We start from the raw sequence: 14,262 nt of genomic DNA on the forward strand, positions 1-14,262 counted from the left end.
TCTACATGTTCCACGCCCACCAGTCGGAGTTCACCGAACTGGGCTGGATGGGAATGTTCGACGTCGTGGAGGCCGTGTCGTGAACGACAGCTCTGCGAACAGCCCCTCCCTGATTACGACGACCTCCGCCAAGACGCCATTCTGGCAGATGGCGATGTGGGTGATCCTGCCGCTCCTCGTCCTCGCGGCCGCGATCTGGTGGCTCATCGCCACCAATCCCATCGCCCGATTCGACAATGGCGCGCCTCCGGTTGAAGCTCTGACGGTCGAGCGGACCATTCTCGATCAGAACGGTCTCCGACTCCTCGTTCGCGCCGGCGGCTCCGAGCCTATGACGATCGCGCAGGTGCAGGTCGACGCGGCCTATTGGGAATTTACCCAGACGCCTGCCGGTCCTATCGCCAGAGGCGACACGGCGTGGGTCAGCCTGCCCTTCCCATGGGTTCTCGGGGAGTCGCATCGGATCACTTTTATCACGAATACGGGGGCGGCCTTCGAGCACCCGATACCGGTTGCGGTCGCCACGCCCGTCGCCACGTCCGGCAATCTGATCTCACAGGCCATTCTGGGGGGCTTCGTCGGCATCCTGCCGGTGGCGGTCGGCCTGATGTTCTATCCCGCTCTGCGCGGCGCCGGTCCAGCGACCATGGATTTCCTGCTGGCGCTCACCGTCGGCCTGCTCGGTTTCCTGATCGTCGACACGCTGGAAGATGCCCTCGAATTCGCCGCGCAGGCGGCCGCCGTCTTCCAGGGCCAGGCGATGGTCGTCCTGACGGCCGCGGCAAGCTTTCTGCTGCTAATGGCGGTGTCACGACGGCAGGGCCGTCCCTCGGGCCTGGCGCTTGCCGGCTATATCGCGCTCGGCATCGGGCTGCACAATCTCGGCGAGGGGCTGGCCATCGGCGCCGCCTTCGCCGCGGGCGCCGCGGGCCTTGGGACGTTTCTCGTGATCGGCTTCACCCTGCACAACATCACCGAAGGCATCGGCATCGCAGCCCCGATCCTGAAAGTACGGCCGCCGCTCCGGACCTTCGCCGCCCTCACGCTGCTGGCGGGAGGACCCGCAGTCGCGGGCATCTGGCTCGGCAGTCTCGCCTATGCGCCGCATTGGTCGGCGCTGGCGCTCGCCATCGGCGCCGGCGCGATCCTGCAGGTGATCGTCGAAGTCGGTGCGTTGCTGGCGCGAAACAGAGGTGGTGTCAGCGCCGCGATCAGCGCTCCGCCGGTATTGGCCGGTCTCGCACTCGGTGTGGCGTTCATGTACCTGACGGCCATGCTGGTGAAGGTCTGACGCTGCGTCCCGCTTGAAGGTCTACGGCAGGCGCGCGGAAGCCTCCGCGTCAGGTCTCGGTGCCGGCATCGTCGAACCGGCAGAAATAGGTCGTCCTGTTCGACCTGCCGTTCGTGGTCGGGACATCGCGCAAGGTCACGGTCACCACAGCGCTGCCCGCTGGTGCGGTAATGGATCCCGCAATGGTGACTGCCGGGTGGTCGTCCGGGGTCAACTCGAATGCCGTCGTATCGCCTATGGTCTGTCCGAGACGAAGAGCGCCGGTGTCGTAGTCGCCCTCGGCCGCGTAGGTCGGCTCCATTCGATTGTCGGAAACGAACAGATAATATTCCATCTCGGACCCGAAGGGAGCACGGCCCCAGAGCCACGCTTCAGCCTTTTCGCGGGACGGCCGGACACGCTGGACCAGTGCCTCGCAACCAGCCGACGACGGCGCTGTGGCCTGATCCGGATACCAGATGAAGATGCCCGTCGGAGCGCCTGCCGTTGCCGGCGATGCGCCAGCCACAAGCATGGCGAGAACAAGACCTCGGGTTGGCTTCAGGCGGTTCGCCATGACATCCCATCACGCGTTTAATCTCCGCCATGACCTCAAAAGTGGCGACGGACCTGCGCCGTCGCAGGCTTTTGCGATAGTCTCAAACGGATTTGACCGGAACATACCCCTATGGGCAAGTTGCGCGGTGTACATTTCGTTCCTTGCGACGACATGCTCTCCCAAGTTCTAAGAACGGGGTCTTGACCCTCTAGCTACTAGAGGTCCTATGACCATACTCCTGCAAAACAGGAGACTAGAACATGGCCGCTGCGGCACGCCAGACCCGTTTCCGGGTAGAAGGCATGGATTGCGCAAGTTGCGCTACAAAGATCGATACGGCGGTACGCCGGATGCCGGATGTCACGGAGGTGAACGTCTCGGTGGTTGCCGGCACGATGACCGTCACGCACGGGGAAAAGCTCGACCTCGACGCACTGGCTCGTAAAGTCGGCAGCCTCGGCTACAAGGCCGCGCCAATAGGGGCGGCCGAAAAGTCCACTGGAAGCAAGCCCGCGCATGGCGACGCCAAGCAGCATGTTCACGGCTCCGATTGCTCGCATGATCATGAAGGCCACGGCCACGATCACGATCGTCAGGGCGATGCTCACGACCAAGATCATGGCCATCATCATGACAAGGGCACGGTCGGGCACGCTCGTCCATCCGACCCAGCGCCATCCAAAAAGCAACCTGATGCTCTCGAGGGTCTGCACGGCCACGATCATGGCCCGCAGGACGGGCCTTGGTGGAAGACGTCCAAGGCGCGGCTGACTATCATCTGCGGCGTCGCGCTCGCGGCAGCATTCGTTCTCGCTCAGTTGATCCCGCAAACGCAGCCCTGGGGCTTCATTGTGGCCATGGCCGTCGGCCTGATCCCGATCGCGCGGCGCGCGCTGTCCGGTGCGATGAACGGCAGCCCGTTTACGATCGAGACGCTGATGACGGTGGCCGCTGTCGGCGCTGTCATCATCAACGCCGCTGAAGAAGCCGCCGTGGTCGTCTTCCTGTTCCTCGTCGGCGAGCTGCTCGAGGGCATTGCGACCGGCCGCGCCCGCGCCAGCATTCGCGCGCTAGCGACGCTGATGCCCAAAACGGCTCTGCTCGAGCGCGACGGCGCGACGCAGACCGTTCCCGCCGAAAGCCTGACGATCGACGCCGTCGTTCTCGTCCGACCCGGCGACCGGGTGCCGGCGGACGGCGTCGTCGTCTCGGGCGAAAGCGCAGTCGACGAGGCGCCGGTGACGGGTGAGTCGGTGCCGAAGCGCAAGGAGACCGGCGACAAGGTCTTCGCTGGCACGGTCAACCATGAAGGCGTGCTTCGCGTCCGCGTCACGGCTACAGCTGCCGACAACACCATTTCCCGCATCATCGCGCTCGTCGAGGAGGCGCAGGAATCGAAAGCGCCAACCGAACGCTTCATCGACCGCTTCTCCAGATACTATACGCCAGGCGTCATGGTGGTCGCGGCGCTGATCGCGATCCTGCCGCCGCTGCTCGCCGGCGCGGAGTGGAACACCTGGATCTACCGCGGCCTCGCGGTGCTGCTGATTGGATGTCCGTGCGCACTCGTCATCTCGACGCCAGCGGCGATCGCCGCCGCCCTTTCCGCCGGAGCGCGGAGGGGGCTCCTGATGAAGGGCGGCGCGGTGTTGGAGAATTTGGGCAAGGTCAACCGCGTCGCCTTCGACAAGACTGGCACGTTGACGGAAGGCAAGCCGAAGGTCACCGACATTGTCGGCATCGCACGCGACGAGCGCGAAACGTTGCGGCTCGCCGCGGCACTCGAAGCCGGATCGAGCCATCCCCTGGCGGTCGCAATCCTGGCGAAGGCCGAGGCTGACAAGGTCGAGGTCGTCGCGGCCTCCGAGGCCGGCGCCGTCGGTGGTAAGGGCGTCGTCGGCACGGTGGATGGGACAAAACTGTTCCTGGCGTCCCCCCGCGCCGCGGCCGAGAAGGTCACGCTCGACGAGTCGCTCTCGGCCCGCATTGCCGCGCTCAACGACGAGGGCAAGACCGTTTCGGTGCTGCTTGCAGCCGACGAGGTGGCTGGCCTGATCGCCATGCGCGATGAGCCGCGGGACGATGCCAGGCAGGGCATCGCGGCGCTTCGCGATCTCGGCGCCGACACGGTGATGCTGACCGGCGACAACCAGCGAACCGCAAAGGCCATCGCTGCCTCGCTCGGCATGGAGGCGCGCGCCGAGCTGATGCCGCAGGACAAGCAGAAGATCGTCGGCGAGATGCGCGCCGAAGGCAGGTTCGTCGCCAAGGTGGGTGATGGCATCAATGATGCCCCGGCGCTTGCCGCTGCCGACATCGGTATCGCTATGGGCAGCGGCACCGACGTCGCGCTGGAAACCGCTGACGCGGCGGTGTTGCACGGGCGAGTCAAGGACGTCGCCAACATGGTGGCGCTGTCGCGCCTCACCATGCGCAATATCTTTCAGAACATCACAATCTCGCTCGGTCTCAAGGCTGTGTTTCTCGTGACCACGGTACTCGGAATAACCGGCCTCTGGCCGGCTATCCTCGCGGATACGGGCGCGACCGTGCTGGTCACTGCAAATGCGATGCGGTTGCTTGCCTGGAAAGGGCTTGGTGACGCGTGATCCGCTTCCGACCACAAATAGAACAGACGGAGAAGCCCATATCGCCTTTCCACTTCACGCTGACGACGACGGCTCGCCGGCGTGATGGCGGCGGTGGCCGGTCGAGCAGGCGCCGACGTACTTCGTCAACGGAAAATCCTTGCGAACGTTGGGACCGCAGCAGTTGATGGATCTGGTTGAGGATGAGGTGAAACGAGTTCGTAAGACCAACTGAGAGTTGCATTAATCGGTGGATCGGTTCCCGTCGCCCGTCGTTGCCGAGGACGCTCCGGCTTGTTGCCGTCCTCTCCTGCGGATGAACGCGTAGGGCACCGCACCCAAGAGGAAAACACCCGCGAACGTCGCGTACACGGCCCAATCATACTGGATTGCAAGCAGAAGCGAAGTAGCCACGCCTAGAACCGCCGTCGGAGGAACATTCCCGATGGATGGCATTCGGAACGGCCGATTGAGATTCGGCTGGGTGAAGCGAAGCACGATAACCGCAGTGTTGATCGTGGCAAAAACCAGCGTGACGCCGAGCGAGGACAGACTGGCGACAAATTCGATTTCGCCGACTGCGGCGAAACCGCACGCCACGGCCAGATAGGCCAGCGCCCCAATCCAGGGGCTTCGGCTCGAGCCCTGCGTCCGAGCAAGTGGCTTCGGCAGGTCGCCGTCTCGCGCCATGCCGAACACGAGTCGGCTTCCGGATATGGATGAACTGAGCACGGCATTGGCGGTTGCGACCAACGCAGCCGTAACAATAATCATCCCGAAAGGTCCGCCCAATTGTCTGGCTGCGTCGGCAAGCGGAGACTGCGAGCCGGCAAGATTGCCTGCATTTACCAAGCTAAGCACACCGAGGATGACGGAGAGGTAGACCACTGTGGTGGCAACGAGCGCTATCATGAACGCGCGCCACAGATCACGGTCGGGACGCTTGGCCTCCTCGGATAGGGAGGCCATGTGTTCATAACCCGAATAGATGAAGAAGAGGATCGCCGCACCCTGCAACACCCCTGCCAGATTATCCGACCAAGCCGTGAAGTCTGGGAGCCCCCGACTTCCCGACGGAATCGCGAACAGCGCGAAACCGATCAGGCACGAGACCTGAAGGACCGTGAGCGTGGCGCTGATGAAGGAAGCCTTGCCGATCCCGGCGATGTTTATGGCGGTGGCAATCGCCATCAGCACCAAAGCGATGACAACTGGGGTGAATGGCAGGAACGTCTGGGCGTAATTGCCGAACGTCAGCGCTACTGTCGCCAAGGTGGCGGCACCATGCACTGCAATGAACAGCCCGACTGTGAAGGCCAGTGCAGGAAAGGCCGGAAACGTCTTGCGTAAGAAATTGTGCTCGGCACCGGCGCCAGGAAGCGCCGACGCTATCTCAGCATAGGAGAGCCCCGAGAACCCGGAGATGATCGCCGCAAGGACAAAGCTCAGCCAAATACCCTCTCCCGCCGCGCCCGCGGCGGGGCCGATTACTGAATATATCCCGGCACCGATGATGGTGCCCACGCCGTAGAGCGACAGCCGAATGAGCCCAAGCGACTTGGTCAGTCCGGTGTGGCTGGCGGCGTGATTTGACATTGGTTGTTCGCGTCCGAACCAAGGGTTCTATGTCTCCTAAATGGGCATGTTAAGCAGCGGTTCCTGCTATGCGTGACGAGGGCTGTGAAGGTGAGGCGTTTGTTAGGTGGAGTGTGCAAATGCAGATCGGTTTGATCTTGCGCCCCTTACGGGATCTCACCGAAGGCGGACACTCCAGGCTGTGTGCGGCGGTCTGCGGCAGGTGGCGGGCACTTCCGTTGTGGCGAACCCTGGTGGGTCTCCACGAAATCGGTAAAGCGCGCAATCAGCATGACCGCCAGCGGTCACGATCATCCAGCGCCGCTGTGCGCCAACGCGGCCTATGTCGCTTACAAGCCAGTCAAGGCGTTTCGTTGCGGATGGACGAGAGCGGATCGGTGCTGGCCAGCCAAGCGATGCCAGTCCGAGTACAGCCGGAGAGGGTGATCCAACGCAGTTATTCCAGCGATGCTGCGAAGCGAGGCGGGGTTGCGGGTTGCCCGGAGACAATGCGGCGGGCGCGCAAGCAGTGCGCCGAGAGCTTGGGTTGACCCTGTAGTGGCTTCAGGGTCTAACTTGACCACCACATGGACTTCGAGATTTCGAACATCGGCATCGTGACGGCAGTCGCGGCGGGAGCGGTTTCGTTCCTGTCCCCTTGCGTGCTGCCACTTGTGCCAGGCTATGTCTCCTACATCGCGGGCAATTCGAGCGGTCAACGCGAAGCGGGCGCCTCGGTCGACAAGCTCGGCGTGGCCTTGCTCAGCCTCTGCTTCATCCTGGGCTTCTCGACAGTCTTCGTTGCGCTGGGCGCGAGTGCCACGGCGGCGAGCCGGCTGCTTCGCGCCTACAGCTACGAAGCTGGTATCGTCGGCGGCGCTCTTGTGATTCTGTTCGGCGTGTTCATGACCGGCTTGGTCAGGCTCCCGTGGCTGGAGCGCGACGTCCGCTACCATGGCAATCTGTCGGGCAGCGGGCCGTTGGGCGCATATCTTCTCGGCCTTGCTTTCGCCTTCGGCTGGACGCCGTGCATCGGACCGATCCTCGGCGCGATCTTGACGGTAAGCGCGGTATCGGCGACCGCAACCGACGGCATCGTCCTGCTTTCGCTCTATTCGCTCGGGCTCGGCATCCCGTTCCTGCTGGCGGCGGCCTTTACGCAGACACTGATGCGAAGCCTAGCGCGCATGCGCCGCGCCGGCCGCATACTCCAGATCGCTGCGGGCGGGATCATGATCCTTATGGGCCTCGCGATGGTGACTGGTCAGATGACATGGTTCGCCTTCTGGCTGCTGGAAAGGTTTCCGGCCTTCGGGAGCATCGGATGAACGGCATGTCTGCCCAGAGCAGCTGGACGCTTCTGTTCCTCGCTTTCGCGGTCGCGCTCGCGTCGAGCCTCGCGGTTCTGTTCGTCGGCGAGGTGATGGGCCAGGTGCCGTGCAATCTGTGCTGGTTCCAGCGGGCGTTCATGTTCCCGCTGGCCATCGTACTTGCCGTCGCGGCGTTCCGGTCGGACGCGAGTGCTTGGATCTATGGCGTGCCGCTCGCAGCCGCCGGCTGGCTGATCGCGAGTTTCCATACGCTGCTCTATCTCGGGATCATCCCGGAGGCGATCCAGCCTTGCACCGCATCCGGGCCGTCCTGCTCGAGCGCCGACATGACCATTCTCGGCGGGGTGCCGCTGCCGGCGCTCTCTCTTCTCGCCTTCAGCGCCATCATTGTTTTTCTGGCTCTCGCACGACGGAGATCCACATCATGAACCGCCGCGCTATCGTTATCGGCACCGTCACGGTCGCCGTCGCCGCTTTTGCCATCGCGGCGGCCTACTATCCGCGGGACACGGGGACCGCTCAGCAGGAGGAGAGCAATCTCGTCCGCGCGCATTCGCCCGTCATCGGCCCGGCCGACGCGCCGGTCACCATCGTTGAATTCCTCGACCCGTCGTGTGAGGCATGCCGGGCGTTCTATCCGATCGTCAAGCAGATCATGGACGCCTTTCCGAACGAGACGCGACTCGTCATCCGCTACGCGGCGCTGCACGAAGGTTCCGACGAAGCTGTGCGTATCCTTGAAGCCGCGCGCCTGCAGGACAGGTTCACGCCTGTGCTGGAGAAGCTGTTCTTCGAACAGCCCCAATGGGCGATCCACGGCGCACCCGACATGGAGAAGGCATGGAGCTTCGCCGGCGATGCCGGGCTTGATGTTGCCAAAGCGCGCGAAGACGCGAAGTCTCCAGAAATCTCAACCGTGCTCGAGCAGGACATGGCCGACGTGAAGGTGGTCAATCTGCAGGGCACGCCGACCTTCTTCGTCAATGGCAAACCGCTGGCCTCCTTCGGCCCGCAGCAGCTCTACGACCTTGTGGCTGCGGAAGTCGCAGCCGCACGCGGCGCTACGCCAAGTCAGTAAGGTCACGCCAGGTTGGGGCCGAAACGATATGCTGCACAATCGCTGCGGCATCGTCGCCAATCCCCATGACAAGCGCAGACGTGCGGTTGCGCTGCCAGGCCGGCCGACATAAGTGGGCCGGGAACGGGCGAGACGCGTCCATGTGCAGCATCTTGCCTTCAGCATCCCTGGCCTCCGGGATGCCGAGCCAGCCGAAGTCGTCGCGGTAGCCGACCGCCCATGTGACCGCATTGACGTCGATGCGGGTTCCGTCGGCAAATGAAGGCAGCCCGTCCTTCTGCCACCACCAGCCGTGGCGCGACATGAACGCCCGTTGCCTTAAGCACGGGCAGGCTTCGTCCGCGATCCGGGAACGGATCGGTTCGACGCATGATACGCCCGAGTAAACTGTCGGACCGCGCCCGTATGGGGTCGAGATTCTTGAGCCACCACCAAACGCTACGACCGAGTATTCGTTCCGGGAAAACCGGCGTGGCTTGCCAACTGAGACGAACTTCGGGGGTGCCGGAGAACTCACCGGTGCAGCCGCGGTGATTCCGGCCCGCTGCTGATGCGCGGAGTGTCTGCACGAGGACACTCAGCCCCGTCGGATTTACGAATAATTTAGGTTAATTTTATCGATCGGAAACCGTCTATTTCGCGCTGAAAAAAGAAAGCTAAAACTTCCGTAAACACGTCGTTAGGCCGTGTCTCAACCCCTTCGGGCACAGCGTCGCAATGAATATTATTGCCAGTTCAGACTCCGCATATTTTCCCTCGGCGCCAAGCCTCTCATCTCAGACCACAACAGCGGTTCAGTCCAGGGCAGTTGGTCCCGATGTTCTCCGGTCACTGGCGATTCTTCTCGTCATGCTGGTGCATCTTCCCGTCGAGGCGACACCGACCTTGCTGGTCGACGTCCGTAAATACGCCTGGCTGGGTGTCGATATCTTTTTTGTTCTGAGCGGGTTTCTCATCGGAACCCAGCTTTTCAAGGAGCTTTCTCGGACCAATGGCGTCGACCTGAAATCCTTCTATCTCCGCCGCGTCTTCCGCATCTTCCCTGCCTTTTTCGCGGTTCTTGGCCTCTATGCAATCTTCCCCATTCTCCGGGACGCACCGACCATGCAGCCGATCTGGAGCTTCGCGACCTTCACCGTGAATTTCAACTTCGATCCCCGTGTTGGCCGCGCCTTTTCGCAAGCATGGTCGCTTTGTGTCGAGGAGCATTTCTATCTCGTTCTGCCTCTCCTCATTTTGCTGATACATCGCTGGATCAGCGTGAGCTGGACGCTTGCAATCGCCGGCGCGATAGTCATCGGGGGGATGACCCTCCGGTACACGCTCTGGGAAAGCCAAGTAGGCACCCTCGTTGACGCTGGCAAGCTGCGGGATGCTTTCGCCGTTTATCTCAGGGACGTGTATTATCCGACATACACCCGGCTGGACGGCCTGATGTTCGGTGTGATGCTTGCTGCGGCGCGTTTTTTCAAGCCGAAACTCTGCCAGCGTTACACGCCTCCACGTGTTGCTATTCCGGTTGGCATCGCATTCATCGTCGCAGCGCTTGCGCTGTTCTCGATCCGAGGGCCGCTTGCAGGAACAAACCTCTTTCTCGTTTTCCAGGCGCAGCTCGGTTCTGTCGTCGGCTTTCCGCTCATCTCAATTGGTATCGCCCTCATACTTGGTGCGATGCTCGATTTGGAGCATGTGTTGAGGCGCTGGCCGGTTCCGGGAACTGTGATGGTCGCCACCTTGTCCTATAGCCTGTATCTCACTCACAAGTCGGTTTTCCATATCGATAGGCTAGTCTTAGGTGAAGAGAACCTTCAGGGAAGCTTCGGCTTCATGGTCTACCTGGTGACCAGCTTTGCCGTCGCAACTGTGCTTTGGCTCTGCGTGGAAAGAACATTCCTCCTGCTCCGGGATCGTGTTCTTTCTCCCGGCAAGTGAGCTGAACTGCCAGCTCCGGGCCACATCCCGAAGCTGGCACAAGTCGCAAGTCTCAGGCGGCGTGTAGGAGGCGATCGGGAATCCGTAAGGGCTTGAAGCCATCAGACATCTGCTGCTCCGGAGTCCCAGGGTGTCCTACCTCGGCGGCGAAACATACTTCAGCCGATCACCAGCGCGTCGAGCCGCCCGTCAGGCACCGGCCAGCCTCTTCAGCTTGGCCAGCACCGTCTCGCGCGGCTCGTGCATGTCCAGCGTGCCGGCGAAACGGCCATCGGCGTCCATCAGAATCACGCCCGCCGTGTGATCCATGGTGTAGCCGCCGCCCTCGGTCGGCACCTTGCGGTAATAGGCGGCGAACGCCTTGACCGCCCTATCCGTCTGCGCCCGATCGCCCCGCAGCGCGATGATACGTTCGTCGAAGGACGTCATGTAGCTGGCAAGCAGGTCCTGCGTGTCGCGTTCGGGGTCGACGGTAATGAAGAGCGGCGTGAGCCTGTCCGCCAACGGACCAAGCTCGCCCATCAGGTCGGTGAGCTCGAACAGCGTCGTCGGGCAGATGTCGGGGCAATGGGTGAAGCCGAAGAAGACCAGATAGGGCTTGCTGGCCAGCTTGGCATTGTTGACCGTCTCGCCCTTGTGCGAAGTCAATTCGAATTGTCCGCCGATGGCGGCCGTTCCGGTCGAAACTGGCTCCTGCTCCCGCCCGGTTCCCGGCAGGATGCCGCTGAAGCCGATCCAGATGCCCGCGACGATCGCGACTGCCACCCAGGTCGCGATCCGGAATATCTTTACGCCGCTCATTGAGGATTGCCGTGGCCGGAATGATCTTCAGCCGCCGGCTTCGATGCACGCATCTGCACCATGAACTCGACATCGACGGAGCCGGCTTTCTCGAAGACGAGCGTGGCTGGGAATTTCTCGCCGTCCTTCAACTGGCGGTTCGGCTTGATGAACATGATGTGCAGCTTCTCCGCCTCGAAATCGACGGTCGCGCCTGGTTCAACTGCAAGGCCCTCCACGGGCCGCATGCTGGCGACGCCATTCTCGACGACAGAGCGATGGATCTCGGCGCGTTCTGCGATAGGTGAAGTCACCTCGATCAGGCGGTCGGTCTCCGTGCCGGTGTTTACCAGCTTCATGTACCCGCCGGCGACGGGTGCCGAGGGTGGGGTCGGACGCGACCAGGGATGGTCGATCTCGATCTGGCCAACCTCGAAGTCATGAGCAGGCGCCGGGCCGACAAGGGCGATGAAGGCGGCGAGCGCCACGGCAAGTCGTGTAATCAATGCTGTTTCCTTCCAGTTATTTTGATGGCCGGTAGCCGAGCAACCTGAGCGCGTTAGCAGTGACGAGCACGGTCGCGCCGGTGTCCGCGAGGATCGCCATCCAGAGCGTCGTCACGCCGAACAGAGTAGTTGCGAGGAATACTGCCTTCAGGCCGAGCGCCAGAGCAATGTTCTGCCAGATGTTGCCGAGCGTCGCCTGCGACAATGCGACCAGATCAGCCACGCCTTCCACACGGTCGCGCAGCAGAGCCGCATCGGCGGTCTCCAGCGCAACATCGGTGCCGCCGCCCATCGACACGCCGACCGAGGCGGCGGCGAGCGCGGGGGCATCGTTGATGCCGTCCCCGACCATGGCCACGGGCCCAGCCTCTTTCAATCTGCCGATCTCGGCGAGCTTAGCGTCGGGCAAAAGCTCGCCCGTGGCTTCGAGGCCCAGCCCGCCGGCGATGGCGCTCGCCGTTCGCTGGTTGTCGCCAGACAGCATCAGGACCTTCATGCCCCGGTCCTTCAGTCGCCGCACGCCTTCCGCCGCGTCGTCGCGCGGTTCGTCGCGCAGCGCGATCAGTCCCTCGATGGTCTTGCCGGCCATCAGCACGACGACCGTCTTGCCTTCGCCTTCGAGCGCCAGGATATGGTCGCGGACATCGGCGGGAATCTCCGTCTCCTCTGCCGCATGGCGCGGTGACCCGACCGAGGCCAAACCGGATCTGAGACGCGCGGTCACCGCCTTGCCGGGCACGGCGATGCCGCCGCCGAAGGTCGCGGGCAGCTCCAATCTGCGTTCCTGCGCTGCCTCGAGGATAGCGATGCCAAGCGGATGGCTGACATTCTTCTCGACAGCGGCAGCCTTGGCGAGCACGTCGTTCTCGGCACCGGACAGCGCAATCACGTCGGTCACCTTGGGATGGCCGCGCGTCAGCGTGCCCGTCTTGTCGAACGCGACGGTGACGACTTTGCCTAGCGTCTCCAAGGCCGCGCCACCCTTGATGAGCAGGCCTTGGCGCGCACCCGCCGCAAGTCCTGATGCGATCGCTGCCGGCGTCGAGATGACCAGCGCGCAGGGGCAGGCGATCAGCAGCGTTGCCAGACCGCGATAGATCCAGGTCATCCAGTCACCGCCGAAGGCAAGCGGCGGGATCACGATGACCAGCGCCCCTACGACCATCGCACCCGGCGTATACCAGCGCGAGAAGCGATCGATCATGCGTGCGGTCGGTGCCTTCGATTCCTGCGCTTCCTCGACCATGTGGATGATGCGGGCAATGGTGTTGTCAGCCGCGACATGGGTGATCCGCACGCGCAGCTCGCCGTTGGCGTTGATCGAGCCGGCATAGACCTTCGCCCCGCTTCTTTGAGGACCGGCACGGACTCGCCCGTTACCGGAGCCTCGTTGACCTCGGAGGATCCTTCCTCCACCGTGCCGTCGGAGGGTATCCGGTCGCCAGGCCGCACCACCACGCGGTCGTCGATCGCAAGGGTCTCGACGGACACGCTTTCCGTTCCGCCCGAAGACGTGACCCGCAGCGCGCTGCGCGGCACGAGGTCGATCAGCGCTTCGATGCCGGCGCGAGCGCGGCCTGCGGCCACCGTCTCCAGAAGCTCACCAACGGCGAACAGGAAGATGACGACGGCGGCTTCCTCAGCCTCGCCGATGGCGACCGCGCCGAGTGCCGCGACCGTCATCAGCGTCTCGATGGTGAAGGGCGAGCCCTCAAGAGCCCCGGCAACCGCCCGACGCGCGAAGGGCACCACGCTGACGAGTGCCGCAGCGGCGTAGAGCCACGTATCCCATTCGGGCAGAAGGAAGCTCACGATGAAGGCTACCGCGAAAAGCGCGCCCGTCATGAACACCAGCCGCGCTTTCGTTCCCTGCCACCAGGGTTCCTTGGCGCGCTTGGTGGGCAGCGCCGGTCTGGCTTCCGGTGCAGATCCGGCCGGCTGATAGCCGAGCGCCCTGATCTTGTCCTTGATGGTGCGCTGCGAGGTCCGGTCCGGATCGACATTCAGTGCGACCGTCCCGGCTGTATAGCTGACATTGATGTCGCTGACGCCCGGCAGCCGCTTCATCGCGGTCTCGATCTTCAGCGCGCAGGCGGCGCAGTCCATGCCTTCGACTTGCAGCTTCAGCGGGTTTGCTGCGGCCATTCTTTTCACCTCGACGTGTTCGACGTGACACACTAGATAAGGCCTGTAGTCACTATAGGGTCAAGCGATGAGCGCGCGAATTCTGACGATCGGCCATCTGGCCCGGGAAACCGACACCAAGGTGGAGACGGTCCGCTTCTACGAGAAATCGGGGCTTCTGCCTGCCCCGGCACGGACCGAGGGCAACTACCGTTCCTATGACAGGTCGCATCTCAGCCGACTGAGCTTCATCCGGCGGGCGCGCGATCTCGGCTTCTCGCTCGATCAGGTCCGGGAGTTATTGGCGCTTTCCGACGACCGCGACCGATCCTGCGCGGCGATCGACGCCATTGCCAAGGAGCACCGCGCGGAGGTCGAGCGCAAGATTGCCGACCTCCAGTCCCTGAAACACGAGCTCGACCGGATGATCGGCCAGTGCGGCTGCGGCATCGTCGCCGATTGCCGCATCATCGAATCCCTGTCGCCCTCGACCGCGGCCTGAGCCTCGGAGGTCCCCCA

Annotated in this window: 12 protein-coding genes and 1 pseudogene; 7 read left to right on the forward strand and 6 right to left on the reverse strand. The window is 63.2% G+C overall.

What is annotated here, in order from left to right:
• Positions 1–148: 148 nt before the first annotated feature.
• On the forward strand, positions 149–1,291 hold the full coding sequence (locus B9Z03_RS00110) for a ZIP family metal transporter (RefSeq protein WP_085462510.1): 1,143 nt from the start codon (positions 149–151) through the stop codon (positions 1,289–1,291).
• A 49-nt stretch (positions 1,292–1,340) separates the two neighbouring features.
• On the opposite strand, the gene B9Z03_RS00115 is transcribed toward B9Z03_RS00110, so the two are convergent.
• Positions 1,341–1,847, reverse strand: coding sequence for a hypothetical protein (locus B9Z03_RS00115; protein WP_085462374.1), 507 nt, complete (start codon positions 1,845–1,847; stop codon positions 1,341–1,343).
• Positions 1,848–2,089: 242 nt separating this feature from the next.
• On the opposite strand from B9Z03_RS00115, the gene B9Z03_RS00120 reads away from it, so the two are divergent.
• Positions 2,090–4,438, forward strand: a complete 2,349-nt coding sequence (locus B9Z03_RS00120; RefSeq protein WP_085462375.1) for a heavy metal translocating P-type ATPase — start codon at positions 2,090–2,092, stop codon at positions 4,436–4,438.
• A gap of 222 nt (positions 4,439–4,660) precedes the next feature.
• Here B9Z03_RS00120 and B9Z03_RS00125 read toward each other — a convergent pair whose 3' ends face one another.
• Positions 4,661–6,013, reverse strand: coding sequence for an APC family permease (locus B9Z03_RS00125; RefSeq protein WP_085462376.1), 1,353 nt, complete (start codon positions 6,011–6,013; stop codon positions 4,661–4,663).
• Between the two features lie 566 nt (positions 6,014–6,579).
• On the opposite strand from B9Z03_RS00125, the gene B9Z03_RS00130 reads away from it, so the two are divergent.
• From B9Z03_RS00130 to B9Z03_RS00140, 3 genes are read left to right on the forward strand one after another with little or no spacing between them, the layout of a single operon-like run.
• The gene (locus tag B9Z03_RS00130; RefSeq protein ID WP_085462377.1) at positions 6,580–7,320 is read left to right on the forward strand and encodes a cytochrome c biogenesis CcdA family protein; all 741 of its coding nucleotides are present in this window, start codon (positions 6,580–6,582) and stop codon (positions 7,318–7,320) included.
• A 5-nt stretch (positions 7,321–7,325) separates the two neighbouring features.
• Entirely contained in the window at positions 7,326–7,751 is a 426-nt protein-coding gene (locus tag B9Z03_RS00135; protein WP_139832097.1) for a disulfide bond formation protein B, read from the forward strand.
• Positions 7,748–8,401: a DsbA family protein gene (locus B9Z03_RS00140; protein ID WP_085462379.1), complete on the forward strand. Its 654-nt coding sequence runs from the start codon at positions 7,748–7,750 to the stop codon at positions 8,399–8,401. Before B9Z03_RS00135 ends, B9Z03_RS00140 begins: the two co-directional genes overlap by 4 nt.
• Here the strand turns inward: B9Z03_RS00140 and B9Z03_RS00145 are convergent.
• Positions 8,385–8,705, reverse strand: coding sequence for a hypothetical protein (locus B9Z03_RS00145; RefSeq protein WP_085462380.1), 321 nt, complete (start codon positions 8,703–8,705; stop codon positions 8,385–8,387). The genes B9Z03_RS00140 and B9Z03_RS00145 overlap by 17 nt on opposite strands.
• Before the next feature lie 413 nt (positions 8,706–9,118).
• On the opposite strand from B9Z03_RS00145, the gene B9Z03_RS00150 reads away from it, so the two are divergent.
• A complete protein-coding gene (locus B9Z03_RS00150) occupies positions 9,119–10,333 on the forward strand; it encodes an acyltransferase family protein (RefSeq protein ID WP_085462381.1) in 1,215 nt (404 codons plus the stop codon).
• A 189-nt stretch (positions 10,334–10,522) separates the two neighbouring features.
• Here the strand turns inward: B9Z03_RS00150 and B9Z03_RS00155 are convergent, their stop codons facing one another.
• The 3 genes and pseudogenes from B9Z03_RS00155 to B9Z03_RS00165 form a co-directional block, all read right to left on the reverse strand.
• Positions 10,523–11,134, reverse strand: a complete 612-nt coding sequence (locus tag B9Z03_RS00155; protein WP_085462382.1) for an SCO family protein — start codon at positions 11,132–11,134, stop codon at positions 10,523–10,525.
• A complete protein-coding gene (locus B9Z03_RS00160) occupies positions 11,131–11,619 on the reverse strand; it encodes a copper chaperone PCu(A)C (RefSeq protein ID WP_085462383.1) in 489 nt (162 codons plus the stop codon). Before B9Z03_RS00160 ends, B9Z03_RS00155 begins: the two co-directional genes overlap by 4 nt.
• Before the next feature lie 16 nt (positions 11,620–11,635).
• Positions 11,636–13,764 (reverse strand): annotated as a pseudogene (locus B9Z03_RS00165) (heavy metal translocating P-type ATPase).
• Positions 13,765–13,831: 67 nt separating this feature from the next.
• Between B9Z03_RS00165 and B9Z03_RS00170 the strand changes: the two are divergent.
• Positions 13,832–14,245 (forward strand): MerR family transcriptional regulator, encoded by a 414-nt coding sequence (locus tag B9Z03_RS00170; RefSeq protein WP_085462384.1) that lies wholly within the window; start codon positions 13,832–13,834, stop codon positions 14,243–14,245.
• Positions 14,246–14,262 lie beyond the last annotated feature (17 nt).

This window comes from Mesorhizobium australicum, from assembly GCF_900177325.1.
GTDB classification, from domain to species: Bacteria; Pseudomonadota; Alphaproteobacteria; order Rhizobiales; family Rhizobiaceae; genus Mesorhizobium_A; species Mesorhizobium_A australicum_A.